This window comes from Burkholderia sp. Ax-1720 (assembly GCF_011753035.1).
Lineage (GTDB): Bacteria > Pseudomonadota > Gammaproteobacteria > Burkholderiales > Burkholderiaceae > Burkholderia > Burkholderia gladioli.
This window is the reverse complement of sequence record NZ_VWWK01000082.1, coordinates 1-20,865: the sequence shown is the minus strand read 5'-3', so window position 1 is coordinate 20,865 and position 20,865 is coordinate 1. Positions and strand designations below refer to the sequence as shown.

Genomic DNA, 20,865 nt, shown 5'->3' with positions numbered 1-20,865 from the left:
GGGCACGGCGGCATCGGGAAGGAGGCGCTCGCGATGAACCGTTTCTCCCGCTGGTTCGACACGCTGCGCGGCGCGTTGGGCGGCCATGCCGCGCGGCCGGGGCAGCGCTTCACCCAACTGCGTTCGGGCGATGCAGGCCGGCCGGCGGTCTGCCGCCGCTGTCGCGCGCCGCTGGAAGCGGCCTCGCGCATGTGCACGCGATGCGGCACGCGCGTGCATTGAGCCGGTCAGCGCAATGCGCGATGCGCCGCTGAATGCCGGCTTATCCACAGCGAGCCGTGGATAAACGGTCCGGCTCGCTGTGCGCGCCGCTCAGCGCAGCGGCAGGCAGATCTCGGTCAGCAACTGCTCGGCCGGCGTGTCGCGCGGAGCGTTGAGATAGCGCTCGAACGAAGGCGCCTCGGCCGGCGCGTGTCCCGATGCGGGCAGCCATTCCTGGAACAGCCATCGATACGATTCGCCGAGCCGCGCATAGGGCCCGCGATGGATCAGTACCGCATACGGGCCGCCCGAGATGGTCAGGTGTTCGAACTGCCCGGGCAAGGCCGGCGCCGCGGTCCCCTCGCCGAGCGCGAAGCAGGCATGCGAGCGCAACTGTGCGGCCGGCACCGTCTCGGGATCGTCGTGGAAGATGCCCAGGCATTGCGTATCGGGTCCGAACTGGCCCTGTTCGTCGAGCCAGGCGGCCAGGCGCGAGAATGCGGCATGCATCTCGGCATAAGGGCCGATATGGGCGGCCGCGACTACCTCGAGCGGCGCGAGCTGGCGGATGTCGAGCTGCGAATTCGTCATGCTGGAAGGTCCCCGGAATCAGTCGTGATGGATCGGCCGGCACGCGCGACCACCGGCGCCATGCCGCCGCTCATCCTACGGAAGCCTTACGACCCGCGCAATCGGCAGCATCCGCCGCCCCGCCCACCTTTGCCGATTTTCGATAACGCCTCGATTAATGACTCTCTAGCATCGGTGATCGGTCACCCGATCCGGCGCGCCGCGCCGGCAGCCGCACATGAGGAGAGAGCGATGCAAGCAGAGTCGAACGGCCGCCCCGCAGCGGGCGGCGCCGCGCCGGGGCCGGCACTGAAACAGACCCTCGGCACCTGGCAGCTGTGGGGCATCGCGGTGGGCCTGGTGATCTCGGGCGAGTATTTCGGCTGGAGCTACGGCTGGGCCAGCGCCGGCACGCTCGGCTTCGTGGTCACCGCGCTGTTCATCGCGGCGATGTACACCACCTTCATCTTCAGCTTCACCGAGCTGACCACCTCGATCCCGCACGCCGGCGGCCCGTTCGCCTATGCGCGGCGCGCCTTCGGCCCGGCCGGCGGCTACCTGGCCGGCATCGCCACCCTGGTCGAGTTCGTGTTCGCGCCGCCGGCCATCGCGCTGGCGATCGGCGCCTACCTGCACGTGCAGTTCCCCTCGCTGGAGCCGAAGCACGCGGCGATGGGCGCCTACCTGGTGTTCATGGCGCTCAATATCGTCGGCGTGCAGATCGCCGCCACCTTCGAGCTGATCGTCACCCTGCTGGCGATCTTCGAGCTGCTGGTGTTCATGGGCGTGGTTTCGCCGGGCTTCTCCTGGGACAACTTCACCCGCGGCGGCTGGAGCGGCGCCGACCACTTCTCGCCGGGCGCCTTCCACGGCATGTTCGCGGCGATTCCGTTCGCGATCTGGTTCTTCCTCGCGATCGAGGGCGTGGCGATGGCCGCCGAGGAAGCGAAGAACCCGAAGCGCTCGATTCCGATCGCCTATGTCGCCGGAATCCTGACCCTGGTGGTGCTGGCGATTGGCGTGATGGTGTTCGCGGGCGGCGCCGGCGACTGGACCAAACTGTCCAACATCAACGATCCGCTGCCGCAGGCCATGAAGTACATCGTCGGCGAGCACAGCGGCTGGATGCACATGCTGGTCTGGCTGGGCCTGTTCGGGCTGGTGGCCTCGTTCCACGGCATCATCCTCGGCTATTCGCGGCAGATCTTCGCGCTGGCGCGCGAGGGCTACCTGCCGGAATGGCTGGCCAAGGTGCACCCGCGCTTTCGCACGCCGTATCGTGCGATCCTGGCGGGCGGCGTGGTCGGCATCGCGGCGATCTACAGCGACGAGCTGATCCAGTTCGGCGGCCAGACGCTCACCGCGAACATCGTGACGATGTCGGTATTCGGCGCTATCGTGATGTACATCGTCAGCATGGCGGCCCTCTTCAAGCTGCGCCGCAGCCAGCCGGCGATGGCGCGCCCGTTCCGCGCGCCGCTCTACCCGCTGTTCCCCGCCTTCGCGCTGGTGGCGGCACTGGTCTGCCTCGGCACGATGGTCTATTTCAACGCGCTGGTCGCGCTGATCTTCGTGGCGATCGTCGCGCTCGGCTACGGCTACTTCCTGGCCACGCGCGCGCAGCGGGCGGCCGCGCCGGCCGAGGCGCTGCTCGAGGAATGACAGCACGCGCGCCGGGCGGCGCGCAGGAGATTCGCAGATGTCGTACACGGAGACGATCGGCTCGCGCACCTATCGGTTCGCGGACCTGAAGACCTTGATGGCGAAGGCCAGCCCCCTGCGCTCGGGCGACCAGCTCGCCGGCGTGGCGGCGGCCAGCGAGGAGGAGCGCGTGGCGGCGAAGATCGCCCTGGCCGCCGTGCCGCTCAAGGCCTTCCTCAACGAGGCGCTGATTCCCTACGAGCGCGACGAGGTCACGCGGCTGGTGATCGACGGGCACGACGCGGCCGCCTTCGCCGAGATCTCGCACCTGACGGTGGGCGATTTCCGCAACTGGCTGCTCTCGCCCGCCGCCGATGGTGCCGCGCTCGAACGCGTGGCGCCGGGCCTCACGCCCGAGATGGTGGCGGCGGTCTCGAAGCTGATGCGCAACCAGGACCTGATCGCGGCGGCCCGCAAGCGCCGCGTGGTCACGCGCTTTCGCAACACGGTCGGGCTGCCGGGGCGCATGTCGGTGCGCCTGCAACCGAATCACCCGACCGACGACGCCAGGGGCATCGCCGCCTCGATGCTCGACGGCCTGATGTACGGCTCCGGCGACGCGATGATCGGCATCAATCCCGCCACCGACAGCCTGGCCGCCATCACGCGCCTGCTGAACATGATTGATGCGTTCCGCGAGCGCTACCGCGTGCCGACGCAGTCCTGCGTGCTGACCCACGTCACCAACACCATCGCCGCGATCGAGAAGGGCGCGCCGGTCGACCTGGTGTTCCAGTCGATCGCCGGCACCGAGCAGGCCAATGCCAGCTTCGGCATCTCGCTGGCCCTGCTCGGCGAGGCGCACGAGGCGGCGCTCTCGCTCAGGCGCGGCACGGTGGGCGACAACCTCATGTACTTCGAGACCGGCCAGGGCAGCGCGCTGTCGGCCAACGCGCATCACGGCGTCGACCAGCAGACCTGCGAGGTGCGCGCCTACGCGGTGGCGCGCCGGTTCCGGCCCTTCCTGGTCAATACCGTGGTCGGCTTCATCGGCCCCGAGTACCTGTACGACGGCAAGCAGATCATCCGCGCCGGGCTCGAGGATCACTTCTGCGGCAAGCTGCTGGGCGTGCCGATGGGTTGCGATATCTGCTACACCAACCACGCCGAGGCCGACCAGGACGACATGGACACGCTGCTGACCCTGCTCGGCGCGGCCGGCATCAACTTCATCATGGGCATCCCCGGCGCCGACGACGTGATGCTGAACTACCAGAGCACTTCCTTCCACGACGCGCTCTACGTGCGCGAGGTGCTGGGGCTGCGGCGCGCGCCCGAGTTCGAGGAATGGCTGGAGACGATGGAGATCGCCGACGCGAAGGGCGCGCTGATACCGGCGCATGCGCGCGCGCCGCTGCTGGCCGGGGCGAAGGAATGGATGGGGATCGACGCATGAGCGATGCGGTCGAGAAGAACCCCTGGGGCGGCCTGAAGACCTTCACCAACGCGCGGATCGCATTGGGCCGCGCCGGCAGCAGCCTGCCCACCGAGCCCCTGCTGGCCTTCAATCTCTCGCACGCGCAGGCACGCGACGCGGTGCACCAGCCGCTCGATGCCGACAAGCTGCGCGGCGAGCTGGAGGCGGCCGGCTTCGCCACGCTCGGCGCCGACAGCGCGGCGGCCGATCGCCAGCACTACCTGCGCCGCCCCGACCTCGGGCGCAAGCTGTCCGAGGCGAGCCGCGAGGCGCTGGCCGCCGAGGGCGCCAAGCCGGCCAAGGCGCCGGACCTGGTGTTCGTGATCGGCGACGGCCTGTCGGCCTTCGCGGCCGCGAAGCAGGCGCTGCCGCTGCTGAACGCGATACGCGGGCGGCTCGATGCCGATGGCTGGTCGCTCGGGCCGGTGGTGGTGGCGCGGCAGGCGCGCGTCGCGCTCGGCGACGAGATCGGCGAGCTGTTGCGCGCGCAACTGGTGGCGATCCTGATCGGCGAGCGACCGGGCCTCAGCTCGCCCGACAGCCTCGGCGTCTACCTGACCTACGCGCCGAAGGTGGGCTGCCACGACGCCCAGCGCAACTGCATCTCGAACGTGCGCCCCGAGGGCCTGCCTTACAAGGCGGCCGCGCACAAGCTGCATTACCTGCTCACCCACGCGCGCCGCCTGCAACTGACCGGCGTCGGCCTCAAGGACGACAGCGACGCGCTGCTGGCCGATCGATCGGACAGCGAACGAATCGGCGAAGGGTAGCCGAGCCTGCCTTTGCCCGCACGAAAAAAGCGCCGGTGGAATATCCACCGGCGCCTTGTCGTTGCGGCGAGTTCGGCGAGGCCGCCGCGATCAGAAGAAGCCGAGCGGCTTGTCGTCGTAGCTGACCAGCAGGTTCTTGGTCTGCTGGTAATGGTCGAGCATCATCTTGTGCGTCTCGCGGCCGATCCCCGACTGCTTGTAGCCGCCGAACGCGGCATGCGCCGGATAGGCGTGATAGCAGTTGGTCCACACGCGGCCGGCCTGGATCGCGCGGCCGAAGCGATAGGCGCGGCCGCCGTCGCGGGTCCACACGCCGGCGCCGAGCCCGTAGAGCGTGTCGTTGGCGATCTCCAGCGCCTCCTCCTCGTTCTTGAAGGTGGTCACCGACAGCACCGGCCCGAAGATCTCCTCCTGGAAGATGCGCATCTTGTTGTGGCCGCGGAACACGGTCGGCTTCACGTAGTAGCCGCTGGCGAGCTCGCCCGTCAGCGTGTTGCGCTCGCCGCCCGTCAGGCACTCGGCGCCTTCCTGGCGGCCGATGTCGATGTAGGACAGGATCTTCTCGAGCTGCTCGGCCGAGGCCTGCGCGCCGATCATGGTCTGCGCGTCGAGCGGGTGGCCCTGGCGGATCTTCTCGACGCGCTTGACGGCGCGCTCGATGAAGCGGTCGTAGATGCTTTCCTCGACCAGCGCGCGCGACGGGCAGGTGCACACCTCCCCCTGGTTCAGCGCGAACATCGCGAAGCCTTCCAGGGCCTTGTCGAAGTAGCTGTCGTCGCGGTCCATCACGTCGGCGAAGAAGATGTTCGGGCTTTTGCCGCCGAGCTCGAGCGTGACCGGGATCAGGTTCGCGCTGGCGTACTGCATGATCAGGCGGCCGGTGGTGGTCTCGCCGGTGAAGGCGATCTTCGAGATCCGCTTGCTGGAGGCCAGCGGCTTGCCGGCTTCCAGCCCGAAGCCGTTGACGATGTTGAGCACGCCCGGCGGCAGCAGGTCTTGGACCAGCTCGGCCCACACCAGGATCGAGGCCGGCGTCTGCTCGGCCGGCTTGAGCACCACGCAGTTGCCGGCCGCCAGCGCCGGCGCGATCTTCCAGGCCGCCATCAGGATCGGGAAGTTCCAGGGGATGATCTGGCCGACCACGCCGAGCGGCTCGTGGAAGTGATAGGCCACCAGGTCGCCGCCGATGTCGGCGATCGAGCCTTCCTGGGCGCGCACGCAGCCCGCGAAGTAGCGGAAGTGGTCGATCGCGAGCGGGATGTCGGCCGCGGTGGTCTCGCGCAGCGGCTTGCCGTTGTCGATGGTCTCGGCCACCGCCAGGCGCGCGAGGTTCTGCTCCATGCGATCGGCGATGCGCAGCAGCACGGCGGCGCGCTCGGCCACCGGGGTCGCGCCCCAGCTCGCCTTGGCCTTGTGCGCGGCGTCCAGCGCGAGGTTGATGTCGGCTTCCTGCGAGCGCGGGATCGCGGTGAAGGCCTGGCCGGTGACGGGCGAGAGATTGTCGAAGTACTGGCCGTCGACAGGGGGCACCCATTCGCCGCCGATGAAGTTCCCGTATTGCTTGCGGTACGGGAATTCGATGTTCAGGTGCTGCATCTCGGCGTGGTTCATCGTGTCGCTCCTCGCATGTCGGTTTGGGGAAAAACATCGCCGCGCGCGCAAGAGGACGCTCGCCACGCGCGGCGCGGTGTTCCGGATACGCCAAAAGCGTGCCAGCGCGCCGCCTCGCGGTGCGCGCCCGGCGCGAGGCGGTGCGGCGGCGGCGGGCAGGGCCGCCGCGACGATGACGCTGCCGTGACTGTGCAGGAATGGAACGTTCGCCCGGCACAGGCTGTGCCGTCGCGGCACAGCGCGCGGCGGCGAGCGACCGGGCCGCGCCGGGCCCGGTTTCGGCACGGGACTTGCATTCGCTTTCCGGATCGAGGCAGGAGCAGGCCGGGAGGGCGGACATGGACAGCGCACGAGGCGGCGGCGAGGCGACCGCGGAGGACACGCGGCGCAGCGCGGCAGGCGACGAGGTGCCGGCGGGCCGCGCCGTGGTCAGCGTCGCGCACGACGCCGACGAGCAGGCGCGCAATCTGGTGGGCTGGCGCCAGACCTACGACCAGCTGGCGGCAGGGCATTTCGTCGGCACCCTCACCGAGCTGCCGCTCGACACCATGAAGCTGTTCCGCGAGACCACCAGCCACACGCTGCGCCAGGCCTGCGAGGTGCGCGGCGATGCCTACTGGTTCGGTATCCCGGTGCTGGCGCCCGAGTTCGAGGCCGCGCAGATGCGCATCGATACGCGGCCGGTCGCGGCCGACGGCTTCGCCTGCCGGCCCGGCAATGTCGAATTCGAGCTGCTGACGCCGGCGGCCTTTTCGATCTACGGCGTGGTGGTGCGTGGCGAGGTGCTGCGCCGTCATGCCGAGCAGGTCGAGCGGGCGGCCTTCGACGAGAGCGTGCCACGCCAGGCCATGGTGCGCGCCGGCGATGCGCGGCTGGCGCGCCTGCGCGCGCTGCTGGCGTCGCGGCTCGATCCTTGGCCCGATTCGAGGCTTGCTTCGCGATCCGACTTGCGATCCGACGCGCAATCCGACGTTCAGCCCGACTTTCAGCCAGATTCACGGCTGTTCCAGGCGACCTCGCCGCGTGCGGCCCTTTCCGATGGCGAGCGCCATGATCTGCAGGAGGCCGTGCTGGCTGCCCTGTTCGACGTCTGCGCGGGGCCGGCCGGCGATGAAGAGGCCGATGGCATGCAGCCGCAGCGGCGGCGCCGCATCGTTGCCCAGGCGCGCGACTACGTGCTCGCGCATCGCGCGCGTGCGGTGGGCGTGCCCGAGCTTTGCGAGCAACTGCACGTGAGCCGACGCACCTTGCAGAACTGCTTCCAGGACGTGCTCGGGATGGCGCCCGCCACCTATCTGCGCGCGCTGCGCCTGAACGGCGCGCGGCGCGACCTGTGCGGGCGCGCCGCCGGCTCGGTGCAGGACGTGGCCGCCGCCTGGGGGTTCTGGCATCTGAGCCAGTTCGCGACCGACTATCGCCGCATGTTCGGGATGCGGCCTTCCGAGGCGCTGCGCGAATCGGTGACGGTCGCGCTCGGCTGAAGCGGGCGAGCGCCGCATTGCCGGCCGTTGCTGGCCAATCGCCGATCCCCGGCGCCAGCCGTTATTCGCGCGCCCGCGGCCAAGCCAGCGCATCCCAATCGACCAGCCCCCAGGCCGCCTCGACCATCGCGATCTCGGCGGGATCGTCGCTGGCATGGCGATCGCGCAGCGCGGGCGGCACCGTCACCACGAAGGGCCGGCACAGCGGATAGTCGCGCACGCGCAGCTCCGGCGCGATGCTGGTGAAGCCGGCCAGGGTCGGCACCTCGAAGCCGTCGGCGGCGTGGATCGCCGACGTGTCGGCGCTGACCAGCACCGCCGCGTCGCGGATCCAGGCGAAGTAGGCGGCCGTGTCGGGCGACAGCTCGCGCACGTCCGTGTAGGCGGCATGCTCGACGGGCCCGAAGCCGAGCACGGGCAGGCCGTATCGCCGGGCGATGCGCTCCACGATGGCGGCGCGCCGCGAGGGCGGGATGCTGCGCAGCGGCGTGCTCGCCTCGGCGCAGAACAGCGCGTAGCGCTGCCCGCGCCAGGCGGCGGGCAGTTCCGGCAGCGCCAGCCGCGACAGCCAGCGATTGCGCCTGGCGGCGGCCGGCACCGTGGCCGGATCGACGCCGAGCGCATCGAGGAAGTAGTCGATCATCGGCAGCGCCGCGAAGGACGGCCGATACAGCTGGTTGCCGACGTCGATCCTCGCTTCGTCGGCCGGCAGCGCATCGAGGTCCGCCGGCAGCACGCGCATGCCGGCGACCACCTCGTCGGCGAGCCGGTAGAGCTGCTCGACATGGCCGGACAAACGCGACGGCCGATACAGCACGATACGCAGCGCCGGATGCGCATCGCGCAGCGCCGCCAGCGCGCTGAGCCCGATGATCGAATCGCCGAGCGCGACGCCCATGCCGTTGATCACGTGGACCCGGGCATGTCGCGCGTAGTCGAGCCGGAACGGCTGCTCGGCCGCGTTGAGGATGCCGGTGCCGCCCTGGCTGGCGGCGCGATGGCCGGGCGGCACCTGGCCCGCCATCTCCAGGTCGTAGGGCGCCACCAGCCGGCGCTCGCGCGAGAGCAGGGTGCCGGGGTGCCGCAGCGCGGCCGGCCCCTCCAGGTCGGCCGGCGTGTCAGCGGCGAGCGGCGCGGGATGTGCCATCGATGCGGGAATCCTCGAAGCAAGAGTCGACGGGAGCAGGGCGTCTCATGCGCCCGGCCCGGTTTCGCCGCGGGCGCGCCGCCCCTGCTCGCGCACCTGCTCCAGCGTCGCGGCCGGCGTGCTGGCCTCCTGCGGGATCCGGATCTCGATCAGCGCGGGCAGGCCGCTGCCGAGCGCGCGTTCAAGCGCCGGTGCGAATTCGGCGGTGGTGGCGACGGTCTCGCCATGCGCGCCGAATGCGCGCGCATAGGCGGCAAAGTCGGGGTTGGTGAGGCCGGTGCCATGCACGCGGTTCGGGTAATGGCGTTCCTGGTGCATGCGGATCGTGCCGAAGTGGCCGTTGTTGACCACGATCACCACGATGTTCAGGCCGTATTGCATCGCCGTGGCCAGCTCGTGGCCGGCCATCATGAAGCAGCCGTCGCCGGCCAGCGCCACCGCGATTCGTTGCGGATACAAGGACTTCGCGGCCAGCGCGGCCGGCACGCCGTAACCCATCGCGCCATTGGTCGGTGCGAGCTGCGAGCGGAACGCGCGATAGGCGTAATGGCGATGCAGCCAGGTGGCGTAGTTGCCGGCGCCGTTGCTGACGATCGCGTCGTGCGGCAGCCGTTCGCGCAACTGCTGCATGATCTCGCCGAGCTGCACCTCGCCGGGCATCGGCAGCGGCTTGCGCCAGGCCAGGTAGGCCGCGTGCGCCTCGCTCGCGCTGCCGGCCCAGGGCAGCAGCTCGGGCGGCGCGAGTTCGGCCAGCCGCGCCGCGATCTCGGGCATGCCCGAGACGATCGGCAGGTCGGGCAGGTAGACCCGGCCCAGTTCCTCGGCGCCCTGGTGGACGTGGATCAGCGACTGGCGCGTCTTCGGTATTTCCAGCAGCGTGTAGCCGCCGGTGGTGGCCTCGCCCAGGCGCGGGCCCAGCACGAGCAGCAGGTCGGCCTCGCGGATGCGCCTGGCGAGCGCTGGATTGATGCCGAGCCCGACGTCGCCGGCATACAGCGGATGCTCGTTGTCGAAGCTGTCCTGGTAGCGGAACGCGCAGGCCACCGGCAACTGCCAGGCCTCGGCGAAGCGGCGCAGGTCGGCGCAGGCCTCGACGCTCCAGCCGCTGCCGCCGGCGATCAGCAGCGGGCGCTCGGCACGCGCGAGCCGCTCGCGCAGCTCGGCCATCTGGGCCGCGGAGGGCGCCGCCGCGATCCGCTTGGCGGCCGGCAGCACCGGCTGCGGCGCGCAGGGGTCGGACAGCAGGTCTTCAGGCAGCGCCAGCACCACCGGGCCGGGACGGCCCGAGGTCGCGACGTGGAAGGCATGGCTCAGGTACTCGGGAATCCGCCGCGCGTCGTCGATCTGCGCGACCCACTTGGCCAGCTCGCCGTACATGCGGCGATAGTCGATCTCCTGGAAGGCCTCGCGGTCGAGATGCTCGCGCGCGCATTGGCCGACGAACAGGATCATCGGCGTCGAATCCTGGAACGCGGTATGCACGCCGATCGAGGCATGCGTCGCGCCCGGTCCGCGCGTGACCAGGGCCACGCCGGGACGGCCGGTCAGCTTGCCGACCGCCTCGGCCATGTTGGCGGCGGCGGCCTCGTGGCGGCAGACGATGGTGTCGATACGCGCGGTTTCGTCGCCGAGCGCGTCGAGCACGGCGAGGAAGCTTTCGCCGGGCACGCAGAACACGCGTTCGACATGGTTGGTGAGCAGCGCATCGACGAGCAGTCGGGCGCCGTTGACGCTGGCGGGGACGGCGGAATCCGGAGTGTGCGACATGGACGGCGGGCTCCCTCGGTGGCGGGAGGGATAGCTTACGCCGGATGGGCGAAACGTGGCGAGCGGGCCGCGAACGGTGCGTGCTCGCCGCGAAACGCCGCCGCGCGTCGTTGCGAGGACCGAGAAAACGAAAAAGGGCGAGCGCGTAAACGCAAGGCGCCGCGCAGCCGATCCGGCGCGCGGCGCGTGTCGCCTCAAATCCCGTTCAGCACTCGACGATATTCACCGCCAGCCCGCCGCGCGAGGTTTCCTTGTACTTGGTCTTCATGTCGGCGCCGGTCTCGCGCATGGTCTTGATCACCGAATCGAGCGACACGTAGTGGCTGCCGTCGCCGCGCAGGGCCATGCGCGCGGCGTTGACGGCCTTCACCGAAGCCATCGCGTTGCGCTCGATGCAGGGGATCTGCACCATCCCGCCGACCGGGTCGCAGGTCAGGCCGAGGTTGTGCTCCATGCCGATCTCGGCGGCGTTCTCGACCTGGCGCGGCGTGCCGCCCAGCACGGCGGCCAGCGCGCCGGCCGCCATCGAGCAGGCCACGCCCACCTCGCCCTGGCAGCCCACCTCGGCGCCCGAGATCGAGGCATTGAGCTTGTAGAGAATGCCGATCGCGGCGGCCGTCATCAGGAAGTCGATCACGCCCTGCTCGTTGGCGCCCGGCACGAAGCGCGTGTAGTAGTGCAGCACGGCCGGGATGATGCCGGCCGCGCCGTTGGTGGGCGCGGTCACCACGCGCCCGCCCGCGGCGTTTTCCTCGTTGACGGCGATCGCGTAGAGGTTGATCCAGTCGACCATCGACAGCGGGTCGCGCAGCGCCTGCTCCGGGTTGCCGGTCAGCGTGCGATACAGCTGCGGCGCGCGGCGCTTGACCTGGAACGGCCCGGGCAGGGTGCCCTCGGCGTCGGGGTTGTTGATGCCGCAGCCGCGCGACACGCAGGACTGCATCACCTCCCAGATCTTGAGCAGGCCGGCGCGGGTGGTGTCCTCGTCGTGCCAGGCGCGCTCGTTGTCCCACATCAGCTGGGCGATCGACTTGCCGGTGGAGGCGGTCAGCTCCAGCAGCTCGGTGCCGGAGCGGAACGGGTAGGGCATCTGCTCGGCCGCGTTCAGCACCTTGGTATTGGCCGCGCCGGCCGTCACCACGAAGCCGCCGCCCACCGACAGGTAGGTGGTCTCGCGCAGCGCCTCGCCGGCCGCGTCGCGCGCGCGCAGCGTCATCGCGTTCGGGTGCTCGGGCAGCGCCTGCCGATAGAAGCCGATCTGCTCCTTCAGCACGAAGGGCACCGGATGGCGGCCCAGCAGCGAGAGCGTTTTCGTGTCGCGCACGGCGGCCAGCCGCGCGTCGATGGTGTCGGGGTTGACCGTGTCGGGCGCGTCGCCCATCAGGCCCAGCATCACGCCGCGATCGGTGCCGTGGCCCTTGCCGGTGGCGCCGAGCGAGCCATACAGGTCGACCTTCACGCCGGCGACCTGCTCGAGCAGGCCATCACGCTCGAGCCCCTGGACGAACATCAGCGCGGCGCGCATCGGTCCGACCGTATGCGAGCTGGACGGGCCTATCCCGATTTTGAAAAGATCGAACACGCTGACTGCCATGGGGAGTTCCTGTAATGCGGATGGGGTGATTAACGTGCCGGCAGCGGCAGGCACGCAGCCAGCCAGGCGGGCGGCTGCGGCGCGAGCTGCTGCGCGACGCTGTTGTAGCGGCCGTCGAGACGGGCCGCGAGGTGGAACAGCTCGGTGGCGTTGGCCGGCTGCCATTGGCCCGAATAACCGGGCAGGCCCGCCTCGCGACGCTTGGCGTCGAACGGCACCGTGGAGTTCACGAATTCTTCATGGGTCTTCTCGCCGCGCGCATAGGGCACCAGCCAGTCGAGCGCGGCCTGCAGCGTGGCGCCGTTGCTGCCGCGCTCGCGCAGCCAGTTGCGGTTGAAGCGCCGCGCGGCCAGCGCCGCCGTGACCAGCGGCTGCAGGTCGTAGACCGCGTAGTGGACCGCGTCGCGCTCCTCGAAATCGAAGGTGGTGCCGTCCGGCTTGATGTTGTCGGCCAGGTGCTCGACGAACAGGCGCTGGGCGGCGTTCATCATCTTGCGATCGCCGAGCGTGAAGGCCGACAGCGCGATCAGCTTGATCCGGTGGCTCTGCCAGTTGTTGCGCCACACGCCGGTGAGCGGGCGCGGCTGCGCGTCGACCTGCGCCACGTAGCCGGCGCCGAGCTTGGCGATGAAGGTCGAGGCCGCGTTGCGCGTCTTGACCGGCAGCGTGCTGGCGGCCATGTCGTAGGCGATGATGAGGCCCTCGAAGCGGGTCTCGTCGATCGGGTTGAAGTCGGGCTGGTAGGTGGTGACCCAGGCCAGCAGGAAGCGGTTCAGCAGCGCGAGATAACGCGGGTTGTTGGTGACGCGCCAGGCCAGCGCCGCGTCGCGCATCAGCTCCATGTCCTTGAGCGCTTCCTCGCTCTGGTCGCGGATGCCTTCGTGCGGCAGCAGGCCTTCGGTATGCAGGTGCACGAGCGCCTTCGGCGCGTCGTTCAGGTGCGCGTCGACACTGCGCACCAGCGCCTGGATGCCGGGCTCGGCCGAGGTGCTCTCGTTGCTCTGCAGCGCGGGCGCCGCGCAGAAATTCATCGCCGCGCGCGCCGGCGAGGCAGCGGCCGACAGCGCGAACGCGACGCAGGCCGCGAATGCCGGCGCGAGCGCGCGCCAATGGGCCTGCCGTACGTGCTGTACATGCCGTGTGGCCATTCGATCCGGAAACACCTTGCGCACCATGCGGAACTCCTCGTTTGGCTGGATGGCGGTGTCAGATGTTAGCCGGACTTGGAGGCGAACGCGACCGCGCGCCATGCGCCCCGCCGCGGGGGCGGGAGGCATGGCGCGCGTCATGACGGGCTCGGCGAGGGGCGCGCGGGCCGTCAGGCGTAGTCGGACATCGGCACGCACGCGCAGAACAGGTTGCGGTCGCCGTAGACGTTGTCCGCCCGGCCGACCGGCGGCCAGTACTTGTTGCCGGCGGCCAGCGACGCCACCGGGAACGCGGCCTGCTCGCGCGTGTAGGCGTGCGTCCACTCGTTGGCAGTGACCACCGCCGCCGTGTGCGGTGCATGGCGCAGCGGGTTGTCCTCGCGATCGGCGCGGCCTTCCTCGACGGCGCGGATTTCCTCGCGGATCGCCACCATCGCGTCGATGAAGCGGTCCAGCTCCTCCTGCGATTCCGATTCGGTCGGCTCGACCATCAGCGTGCCCGGCACCGGGAAGCTCATGGTCGGCGCGTGGAAGCCGTAGTCCATCAGGCGCTTGGCGACGTCGTCGACGGTGATGCCGCTGCTGTCCTTGATCGGGCGCAGGTCGAGGATGCACTCGTGCGCGACCAGCCCGCCCGGGCCCGAATACAGCACCGGGTAATGCGGCGCGAGACGCTTGGCGATGTAGTTGGCGTTGAGGATCGCCACTTCGGTGGCGGCCGTCAGGTTGCGCGCGCCCATCATCGCGATGTACATCCACGAGATCGGCAGGATCGAGGCCGAGCCGTAAGGCGCCGCCGAGACCGCGCCGATGCCGTCGGCGCCGCGCGTGTAGCCGGTCGAATGCTGGTTCGGCAGGAACCTGGCGAGATGCGCGCCGACCGCGACCGGGCCGACGCCGGGGCCGCCGCCGCCGTGCGGGATGCAGAAGGTCTTGTGCAGGTTCAGGTGGGACACGTCGCCGCCGAACTGGCCCGGCGCGGTCAGGCCGACCATCGCGTTCATGTTCGCGCCGTCCACGTAGACCTGGCCGCCGTGCGCGTGCACGACCTCGCAGATCTCGCGCACGTTCTGCTCGAACACGCCGTGCGTCGACGGGTAGGTGATCATGATCGCGGCCAGGTTCGCCGCGTGCTGCTCGGCCTTGGCCTTGAGGTCGGCGAGGTCGACGTTGCCCTGCTCGTCGCAGGCCACCACCACCACCTTCATGCCGGCCATGTGGGCCGAGGCCGGGTTGGTGCCGTGCGCCGAGGCCGGGATCAGGCAGACGTCGCGATGGCCCTCGCCGCGCGAGGCGTGATAGGCGTGGATGATCAGCAGGCCCGCGTACTCGCCCTGCGAGCCGGCGTTCGGCTGCAGCGAGACCGCCGCGTAGCCGGTGGCGGCCACCAGCATCTGCTCGAGCTGGCTGATCATGGTGCGGTAGCCGACGGTCTGCTCGTCCGGTGCGAACGGGTGGATCTGGCCGAATTCGGGCCAGGTGACCGGCAGCATCTCCGAGGTCGCGTTCAGCTTCATGGTGCAGGAGCCGAGCGGGATCATCGAGCGGTCCAGCGCCAGGTCCTTGTCCGACAGGCTGCGCAGGTAGCGCAGCATCTCGGTTTCGGAATGATGGCGGTTGAATACCGGGTGGGTCAGGTAGGCGCTCTGGCGTTCGAGCTGGGCCGGCAGCACCGGCGCGCCCGGCAGGGCGGCTTCCAGCGCGTCCACCGACGGCGCGGCGGCGCCCGCCACCGAGGCGAACACGGCCAGCAGGTCGGCCAGGTCGGCGCGGGTGGTGGTCTCGTCGATCGAGATGCCCACCTGGCTGGCGCCGGCATGGCGCAGGTTGATGCGCTTGGCGCGCGCGGCTTCGTGCAGCGCGGCGGCTTGCTGGCCGGCCTCGACCGTCAGCGTGTCGAAGAAGCTGTCGTTGACCAGCGTGTAGCCGAGCTGGGCGACGCCCGCCGCCAGCAGGCCGGCGATCCGGTTCACGCGCAGCGCGATGGTCTTCAGGCCGCGCGGGCCGTGATAGACCGCGTAGGAGCTGGCCATGATCGCCAGCAGGGCCTGCGCGGTACAGACGTTCGAGGTGGCCTTCTCGCGGCGGATGTGCTGCTCGCGCGTCTGCAGGGCCAGGCGCATGGCCGGCTTGCCCTGCGCGTCGACCGTCACGCCCACCAGGCGGCCCGGCATCTGGCGCTTGAATTCGTCGCGCACGGCCAGGTAGGCCGCGTGCGGGCCGCCGAAGCCGACCGGCACGCCGAAGCGCTGGGTATTGCCGACCGCCACGTCCGCGCCCCATTCGCCGGGCGGCGTGAGCACGGTCAGGGCCAGCAGGTCGGCCGCCACCACCACGTGGCCGCCGGCCGCGTGCACGGCCTCGGTCAGCGCGCGGTAGTCGCGCACGTCGCCGTTCACGCCCGGGTATTGCAGCAGCACGCCGAACGCGTCGGCATCGGCGGCCTGCGCCGCCGGGCCCGTCACCACCTCGATGCCGATCGGCTCGGCGCGGGTGCGGATCACTTCCAGCGTTTGCGGCAGCACGTCGTCGGCCACGAAGAAGCGGTTCGACTTGGGCTTGCCGTTGCGCTGCAGCAGGGTCATCGCCTCGGCGGCGGCGGTGGCCTCGTCCAGCAGCGAGGCATTGGAGATCGCCAGGCCGGTCAGGTCGGCGACCATCTGCTGGAAGTTCAGCAGCGCCTCCAGGCGGCCCTGCGAGATTTCCGGCTGGTAGGGCGTGTAGGCCGTGTACCAGGCCGGGTTCTCGAGCACGTTACGCAGGATCACGGCCGGCGTATGCGCGTTGTAGTAACCCTGGCCGATGAAGGACCGGAACACCTGGTTCTGGTTCGCCAGCTCGCGCAGCGCGGCGAGCGCTTCCGCCTCGCTCCTGGGCTGCGTGAACGGCCCCAGCGGCAGCGTCTCGTCGCGCCGGATCGCGGCGGGGATCACCGCCTCGATCAGCGCCGCGCGCGAGGCGAAGCCGAGCGTGTCGAGCATCGCCTGCTGGCTGGCGGCGTCGGGGCCGATATGACGTTCGGCGAACGCGTCGTGCGTTTCGAGCGCGGCGAGCGAGAGGGGCGTGCGGTTCATCAGGTGATCCGGATGGTCGAGCTTCATGGCATTCCTGCGGGTTGCGGCGCGCGTGCCGTGGTCGCGCGCGCCGCTCGGGTCGAAAAGGGCTTAGCCGTCGATCAGCTTGCTGTACGCGGCCGCGTCGAGCAGATCGTTGGTGTTGGCGCCGGGGGCGAGCTTGATCTTGAACAGCCAGGCGTCGTAGGCGTCTTCGTTGACCGACTCGGGCTCGTCGATCGCGTCCGAGTTGGAGGCGATGATTTCGCCGGAAACCGGCGCGTAGATGTCGGAAGCGGCCTTGACCGACTCGACCACGCCGATCGGGTCACCCGCCTTCACCTGCTTGCCGGCTTCCGGCAATTCGAGGAAGACGATGTCGCCGAGCGTGCTCTGGGCGTGATCGGTGATGCCGACCGTCAGCGTGCCGTCGGCTTCGGTGCGGATCCACTCGTGTTCGTCGGTGTATTTCAGATCTGCCGGGACGTTGCTCATCGGATGCTCCTGATTGTGTTGTGCGTGTTGGAGGTTCGTGCGCTCAGGCGGCCAATACCTTGCCGTTGCGCACGAACGGGAGTTTTACCACGCGCGCGGGAAGGTTTTTGTCGCGGATTCGCACCTGCACGGTGTCGCCGACGGCAACGCCGGCCGGCACGCGCGCGAACGCGATCGATTCCTGCATGCTGGGCGAGAAGGTGCCGCTGGTGATCTCGCCCTCGCCGTGTGCGGTGAGGACCTGCTGGTGGGCGCGCAGCACGCCGCCCGCCTTGCCGTTTTCCTTCTCGAGGATCAGGCCGACGAAGCCGGCGCGCTCGCCGTGCGCCTCGAGCGCGGCGCGGCCGACGAACTCGCGCGGCGCCGACAGGTCGATGGTCCAGGCCAGGCCCGCGTCGAGCGGCGAGACGGTTTCGTCCATGTCCTGGCCGTAGAGGTTCATGCCGGCCTCCAGGCGCAGCGTGTCGCGCGCGCCGAGCCCGGCCGGGCGCACGCCGTGGGCGATCAGCGCGTCCCACAGCGCTTGCACGTGAGCCGCCGGCACGATGATCTCGAAGCCGTCCTCGCCGGTATAGCCGGTGCGCGCCACGGTCAGGTCGCCGAACGGGGTGCCGGCCACCTGGGCGGCGTTGAAGGGTTTCAGTTCGCTGGTGGCGGCGCGCGCGGCGGGCACCGTGTCCCAGGCCTTGGCGCGGGCGTTCGGGCCCTGCACGGCGACGATCGCCAGCTCGCGGCGCGGCGTGATCTCGAGGCCGAAGCCGCCCTCCTCGTTGAGGCGCTGGAACCAGGCGATGTCCTTCTCGGCGGTGCCCGCGTTGACCACGGTGCGGAAGAAGGTTTCGGTGAAGTAGTAGACGATCAGGTCGTCGATCACGCCGCCTTCGGGGTTCAGCAGGCAGGAGTAGAGCGCCTTGCCGGGCGTGTGCAGCTTGCCGACGTTGTTGGCGATGGCGTGCTCGAAGAAGGCGCGGGCGCGCTCGCCGCGGAAATCGACCACGCACATGTGGGACACGTCGAACATCCCGGCATCGGTGCGCACGGCGCGATGCTCTTCCAGCTGGGAGCCGTAGTTGACGGGCATGTCCCAGCCGCCGAAATCGACCATGCGGGCGTTGAGCGCGGCATGCGCGGCGTGGAGCGGGGTGTGTTTGAGTGCGGTCATCGGGGCCTCGAGGTTCCGTGCGGGCGGGTGCCCGGACGCGAAAACGATTCGGCAAGTGGGTGAGCCGCCGGCGCGCGACGCGCCCGTGGTTCCTTGCCAGCCCCTCTGTCCTCGATACCTGAGAGATTGCACCGCCGTTGACCGGCCGGTGCGCGCCCCTTCGGTGGGCAGCCTGCCGATGCTCGCGCACGTGGCTACTGCCGCTCTCCAGAGTACGAAAAACCTGACGCGCAACCTGGGCTGCGCGTATGTGTTCCGACGCGGTCGGTCCTTTTGCCTGAGAGTTTGTGGGTGTGCCCCTTCGGCGGCGCGGCGGCCCGGAATCCAGGCTGTCGCACGCTCTCCCGACGCGTGCCGGCGAATGTACGCGAGGCCAAAGGGCTTGTCAATTTGCGCAAATTCACGTCGCTTGGCGGCAGGCGGGCAGGGCACGGATGCCGGCCGCGGACCTCGCGGCGCGGCTGTCGGCAGCGGCGTGCCGCCTGGGGACAAGTCGGTGGACAGCCTGTGGATCGAGCGAGGACAAGCGTGCCTGAAGCTGTGGACAAGCCGGTGGATGAATCAGGGGACAAGCTCGGGATAAAGCGGGGACAAGTCGTGGGCAAGTCGTGGATAAGCCGGGCGATGCGCGTGGATAAGGCGGTGGAAAAGCCGGTGGACAAGCTGGGAGCAAGCCGTGGACAAGCGCTGGACAAGTCGCGTTCGGCGGTGGACAAGTGGCGGCCGCAGCCGCATGGCGCGGGCCCGGGCGGGCAGCCGGCGCGATGCCGGCATGGGTGGAAAGCGCGAGGCGTGGACAGCGTGGAAAGCCCGAGCCGGCGGCTCGCCGATTCGATCGAGCCGGGCCGCCTGCCGAGGGGCCATGTCGCGAGGCGGCCCGAGCGAGCCGCCCAGCCCGTCTCAGACGCCGATCGCGCGCGCGGCCGTGTCGAGTTCCTGGTTCAGCACGCGCTGCTCGTCGGCGGTCAGCCCGCCGCCATGCTGCGCGCTCATGTCGTTGGCTTCCTGGCGGATCACGTCGAGGCGTCGATGCAGCGCCTCGCCCTGCGGCGGCGGATAGGCGCCGCCGTTCACCCGCGAATCGATGCGGTTGCCGAGGCTGTCGATGCGGCCCAGGATGCCGTTCATGCGCTCCACGCCGATCGGCGGCGGAGCGGGTTGCGGCGGCGGGGGCGGCGGCTGGACGGGGATCGGTTGAACGGGGCGTGGACGCGGCGCCGGCCGCTTCGGCGGCGGCGTGACGACGCACGCGGCCAGCGAGGCGACGAGGGCGGCGCCGAGGGCCGCACGGATCAGCCGTTGCATGAATCGTTCTCCTATGGCGAATCGGTGAGGCGCAAGATCCGGGCCGTGCGAAACGGCGTCTTGCAAAGCGAAGCCGGCCCGCGAGGGGCCGGCCGGGGAAGCATGCTTCAGACCTGTCCGAAACGGAAGCCGGTTCCCCGTTGTTTTGTAACCGAATGTTGTTCGCGGCCGGCGAGCTGCCGCCCGGGCGCGGCGCGCAGGGTCAGAACGGCTCGCTGGCGAACGGCAGGCGACGGCCCTCGCGCTCGCTGCGCTCGGCCAGCTCGATGATGGCCATCACGTCCACCGCGTCCTGGGCCGGCACCGGGAACGGCGCGCGATCCTGCACCGAGGCGGCCAGCGCGCGGTAGAACTCGGCGTACTGGCCGTCGAGGGTGGGCACCGGCCGCTCGGTCTCGACCTCGCCGTCCAGCAGGTGCAGCACGCCGGGCGGATTGCCGCCGCCGAACTCGACGTCGTCGGGCGTGAGGCCGGCCTTGAGCTGGTCCTCCTGGGTATCGAGGCCGAACTTCTGGTAGCCGCCGCGCGTGCCGAGCACGGTGAAGCGCGGCGCCTCGATCGCGGCCAGCGCGCTCGCGTGCAGGATCACTTCATGGTTCGCGTAGCCCAGCACCAGGTGCACGAAGTCGGCCGCCGCCGCGCCGTCGCGGCGCGCGCGCACCGTGGCGCCGACCGTCTCGGGCCGGCCGAACAGCACCAGCGCCTGGTCGATCAGGTGCGGGCCGAGGTCGAACAGCAGGCCGCCGCCGCGCGTGGCGTCCTCGCGCCAGCGCTGGCGAATCTGCGGGCGGAAGCGGTCGAAGTGCGATTCGAACAGCGTCAGGCGCCCCAACTCGCCGCTCGCCACCAGCTCGCGCACGGTGAGGAAGTCGCCGTCCCAGCGACGGTTGTGGAAGGGCGCGAACACCAGGGCGCGGTCGGCCGCCAGGCGCGCCAGCGTGCGCGCCTCGGCCGAGCTGAGCGTGACGGGCTTGTCGACCACCACGTGCTTGCCGGCCTCGAGCGCGCGGCGGGCCAGATCGAAGTGGGTGTCGTTGGGCGTGGCGATCACCACGCAGTCGAGCTCGGCGAGCCCGAGCAGCGCGTCGAAATCGGCGACCACGGCCGCCTCCGGGTACGCGGCGCGCGCCTTGTCGGCTTGCCCGGTGGCGATCGCGGCCACCTGCGTGCGGCCGCTGTGCGCGATCACCGGCGCGTGGAAGGTGGCGCCGGCGAAACCGAAACCCATCAGACCAACTTTCAGCAAAGACGTCATGAGCGAATCCTGTCAGCTTGCGAGATCGAACGGAAGGCGGGCGGCGGGCGGTGAAGCGGGCTGGGGAGCGGGCCCTGGGGCGCGGGCAGTCGAGCACGGCGCGCGGCCGCCGCCGCGACCGGCTATTGTGGCACGGCGAACCGGGGCGCGAACGCACCGGCCCCCATGCCGGCGAGCGCCGCCCGCTC

The 20,865-nt window shown here is 70.3% G+C and carries 16 protein-coding genes and 2 riboswitches; of the genes, 5 read left to right on the top strand and 11 right to left on the bottom strand.

The annotated features are described in order from the left end of the window. Positions 1-33 precede the first annotated feature (33 nt). Positions 34-222, top strand: coding sequence for a hypothetical protein (locus F3J18_RS21950; protein ID WP_025097731.1), 189 nt, complete (start codon positions 34-36; stop codon positions 220-222). A 90-nt stretch (positions 223-312) separates the two neighbouring features. Here the strand turns inward: F3J18_RS21950 and F3J18_RS21945 are convergent, their stop codons facing one another. Continuing rightward, entirely contained in the window at positions 313-792 is a 480-nt protein-coding gene (locus F3J18_RS21945; protein ID WP_166914162.1) for a GyrI-like domain-containing protein, read from the bottom strand. A gap of 231 nt (positions 793-1,023) precedes the next feature. Here F3J18_RS21945 and eat point away from each other — a divergent pair, with 231 nt between their 5' ends. From eat to eutC, 3 genes are read left to right on the top strand one after another with little or no spacing between them, the layout of a single operon-like run. Next, positions 1,024-2,433: an ethanolamine permease gene (gene eat / locus F3J18_RS21940; protein WP_025097733.1), complete on the top strand. Its 1,410-nt coding sequence runs from the start codon at positions 1,024-1,026 to the stop codon at positions 2,431-2,433. A 37-nt stretch (positions 2,434-2,470) separates the two neighbouring features. Next, on the top strand, positions 2,471-3,868 hold the full coding sequence (locus F3J18_RS21935; protein ID WP_166914160.1) for an ethanolamine ammonia-lyase subunit EutB: 1,398 nt from the start codon (positions 2,471-2,473) through the stop codon (positions 3,866-3,868). Further along, positions 3,865-4,659: an ethanolamine ammonia-lyase subunit EutC gene (gene eutC / locus F3J18_RS21930; RefSeq protein ID WP_166914158.1), complete on the top strand. Its 795-nt coding sequence runs from the start codon at positions 3,865-3,867 to the stop codon at positions 4,657-4,659. The genes F3J18_RS21935 and eutC overlap by 4 nt, the downstream gene beginning before the upstream one ends. 90 nt (positions 4,660-4,749) lie before the next feature. Here the strand turns inward: eutC and adh are convergent, their stop codons facing one another. Continuing rightward, positions 4,750-6,270: an aldehyde dehydrogenase gene (gene adh, locus F3J18_RS21925; protein WP_036035280.1), complete on the bottom strand. Its 1,521-nt coding sequence runs from the start codon at positions 6,268-6,270 to the stop codon at positions 4,750-4,752. Between the two features lie 338 nt (positions 6,271-6,608). On the opposite strand from adh, the gene F3J18_RS21920 reads away from it, so the two are divergent. Next, positions 6,609-7,751, top strand: a complete 1,143-nt coding sequence (locus tag F3J18_RS21920) for a helix-turn-helix domain-containing protein (protein WP_166914156.1) — start codon at positions 6,609-6,611, stop codon at positions 7,749-7,751. Positions 7,752-7,812: 61 nt separating this feature from the next. Here F3J18_RS21920 and F3J18_RS21915 read toward each other — a convergent pair whose 3' ends face one another. From F3J18_RS21915 to F3J18_RS21875, 9 genes are all read right to left on the bottom strand, one after another. Continuing rightward, on the bottom strand, positions 7,813-8,898 hold the full coding sequence (locus F3J18_RS21915; protein ID WP_166914154.1) for a glycosyltransferase family 9 protein: 1,086 nt from the start codon (positions 8,896-8,898) through the stop codon (positions 7,813-7,815). Positions 8,899-8,943: 45 nt separating this feature from the next. Next, complete coding sequence (locus tag F3J18_RS21910) at positions 8,944-10,665, bottom strand: thiamine pyrophosphate-binding protein (protein ID WP_166914153.1); 1,722 nt, start codon at positions 10,663-10,665, stop codon at positions 8,944-8,946. Positions 10,666-10,870: 205 nt separating this feature from the next. Further along, positions 10,871-12,259, bottom strand: coding sequence for an L-serine ammonia-lyase (locus tag F3J18_RS21905; protein WP_166914151.1), 1,389 nt, complete (start codon positions 12,257-12,259; stop codon positions 10,871-10,873). A 29-nt stretch (positions 12,260-12,288) separates the two neighbouring features. Further along, on the bottom strand, positions 12,289-13,434 hold the full coding sequence (locus F3J18_RS21900) for an alginate lyase family protein (protein WP_013696198.1): 1,146 nt from the start codon (positions 13,432-13,434) through the stop codon (positions 12,289-12,291). Positions 13,435-13,577: 143 nt separating this feature from the next. Continuing rightward, positions 13,578-16,508: an aminomethyl-transferring glycine dehydrogenase gene (gene gcvP / locus F3J18_RS21895; protein WP_166914149.1), complete on the bottom strand. Its 2,931-nt coding sequence runs from the start codon at positions 16,506-16,508 to the stop codon at positions 13,578-13,580. Between the two features lie 63 nt (positions 16,509-16,571). Next, positions 16,572-16,955 (bottom strand): glycine cleavage system protein GcvH, encoded by a 384-nt coding sequence (gene gcvH / locus F3J18_RS21890; protein ID WP_025097742.1) that lies wholly within the window; start codon positions 16,953-16,955, stop codon positions 16,572-16,574. A gap of 43 nt (positions 16,956-16,998) precedes the next feature. Beyond that, positions 16,999-18,117, bottom strand: a complete 1,119-nt coding sequence (gene gcvT, locus F3J18_RS21885) for a glycine cleavage system aminomethyltransferase GcvT (protein ID WP_025097743.1) — start codon at positions 18,115-18,117, stop codon at positions 16,999-17,001. A gap of 95 nt (positions 18,118-18,212) precedes the next feature. After that, positions 18,213-18,338: riboswitch (glycine riboswitch) on the bottom strand. A gap of 37 nt (positions 18,339-18,375) precedes the next feature. Beyond that, positions 18,376-18,474: riboswitch (glycine riboswitch) on the bottom strand. 543 nt (positions 18,475-19,017) lie between these two features. Continuing rightward, positions 19,018-19,422: a hypothetical protein gene (locus F3J18_RS21880; RefSeq protein ID WP_025097744.1), complete on the bottom strand. Its 405-nt coding sequence runs from the start codon at positions 19,420-19,422 to the stop codon at positions 19,018-19,020. A 202-nt stretch (positions 19,423-19,624) separates the two neighbouring features. Further along, complete coding sequence (locus F3J18_RS21875; protein WP_025097745.1) at positions 19,625-20,677, bottom strand: oxidoreductase; 1,053 nt, start codon at positions 20,675-20,677, stop codon at positions 19,625-19,627. Positions 20,678-20,865: the final 188 nt, after the last annotated feature.

Coding starts and splice junctions, on each gene's coding strand:
- F3J18_RS21950 (WP_025097731.1), top strand. CDS start 34: ATGAACCGTTTCTCCCGCTGGTTCGACACGCTGCGCGGCGCGTTGGGC.
- F3J18_RS21945 (WP_166914162.1), bottom strand. CDS start 792: ATGACGAATTCGCAGCTCGACATCCGCCAGCTCGCGCCGCTCGAGGTA.
- eat (WP_025097733.1), top strand. CDS start 1,024: ATGCAAGCAGAGTCGAACGGCCGCCCCGCAGCGGGCGGCGCCGCGCCG.
- F3J18_RS21935 (WP_166914160.1), top strand. CDS start 2,471: ATGTCGTACACGGAGACGATCGGCTCGCGCACCTATCGGTTCGCGGAC.
- eutC (WP_166914158.1), top strand. CDS start 3,865: ATGAGCGATGCGGTCGAGAAGAACCCCTGGGGCGGCCTGAAGACCTTC.
- adh (WP_036035280.1), bottom strand. CDS start 6,270: ATGAACCACGCCGAGATGCAGCACCTGAACATCGAATTCCCGTACCGC.
- F3J18_RS21920 (WP_166914156.1), top strand. CDS start 6,609: ATGGACAGCGCACGAGGCGGCGGCGAGGCGACCGCGGAGGACACGCGG.
- F3J18_RS21915 (WP_166914154.1), bottom strand. CDS start 8,898: ATGGCACATCCCGCGCCGCTCGCCGCTGACACGCCGGCCGACCTGGAG.
- F3J18_RS21910 (WP_166914153.1), bottom strand. CDS start 10,665: ATGTCGCACACTCCGGATTCCGCCGTCCCCGCCAGCGTCAACGGCGCC.
- F3J18_RS21905 (WP_166914151.1), bottom strand. CDS start 12,259: ATGGCAGTCAGCGTGTTCGATCTTTTCAAAATCGGGATAGGCCCGTCC.
- F3J18_RS21900 (WP_013696198.1), bottom strand. CDS start 13,434: ATGGTGCGCAAGGTGTTTCCGGATCGAATGGCCACACGGCATGTACAG.
- gcvP (WP_166914149.1), bottom strand. CDS start 16,508: ATGAAGCTCGACCATCCGGATCACCTGATGAACCGCACGCCCCTCTCG.
- gcvH (WP_025097742.1), bottom strand. CDS start 16,955: ATGAGCAACGTCCCGGCAGATCTGAAATACACCGACGAACACGAGTGG.
- gcvT (WP_025097743.1), bottom strand. CDS start 18,117: ATGACCGCACTCAAACACACCCCGCTCCACGCCGCGCATGCCGCGCTC.
- F3J18_RS21880 (WP_025097744.1), bottom strand. CDS start 19,422: ATGCAACGGCTGATCCGTGCGGCCCTCGGCGCCGCCCTCGTCGCCTCG.
- F3J18_RS21875 (WP_025097745.1), bottom strand. CDS start 20,677: ATGACGTCTTTGCTGAAAGTTGGTCTGATGGGTTTCGGTTTCGCCGGC.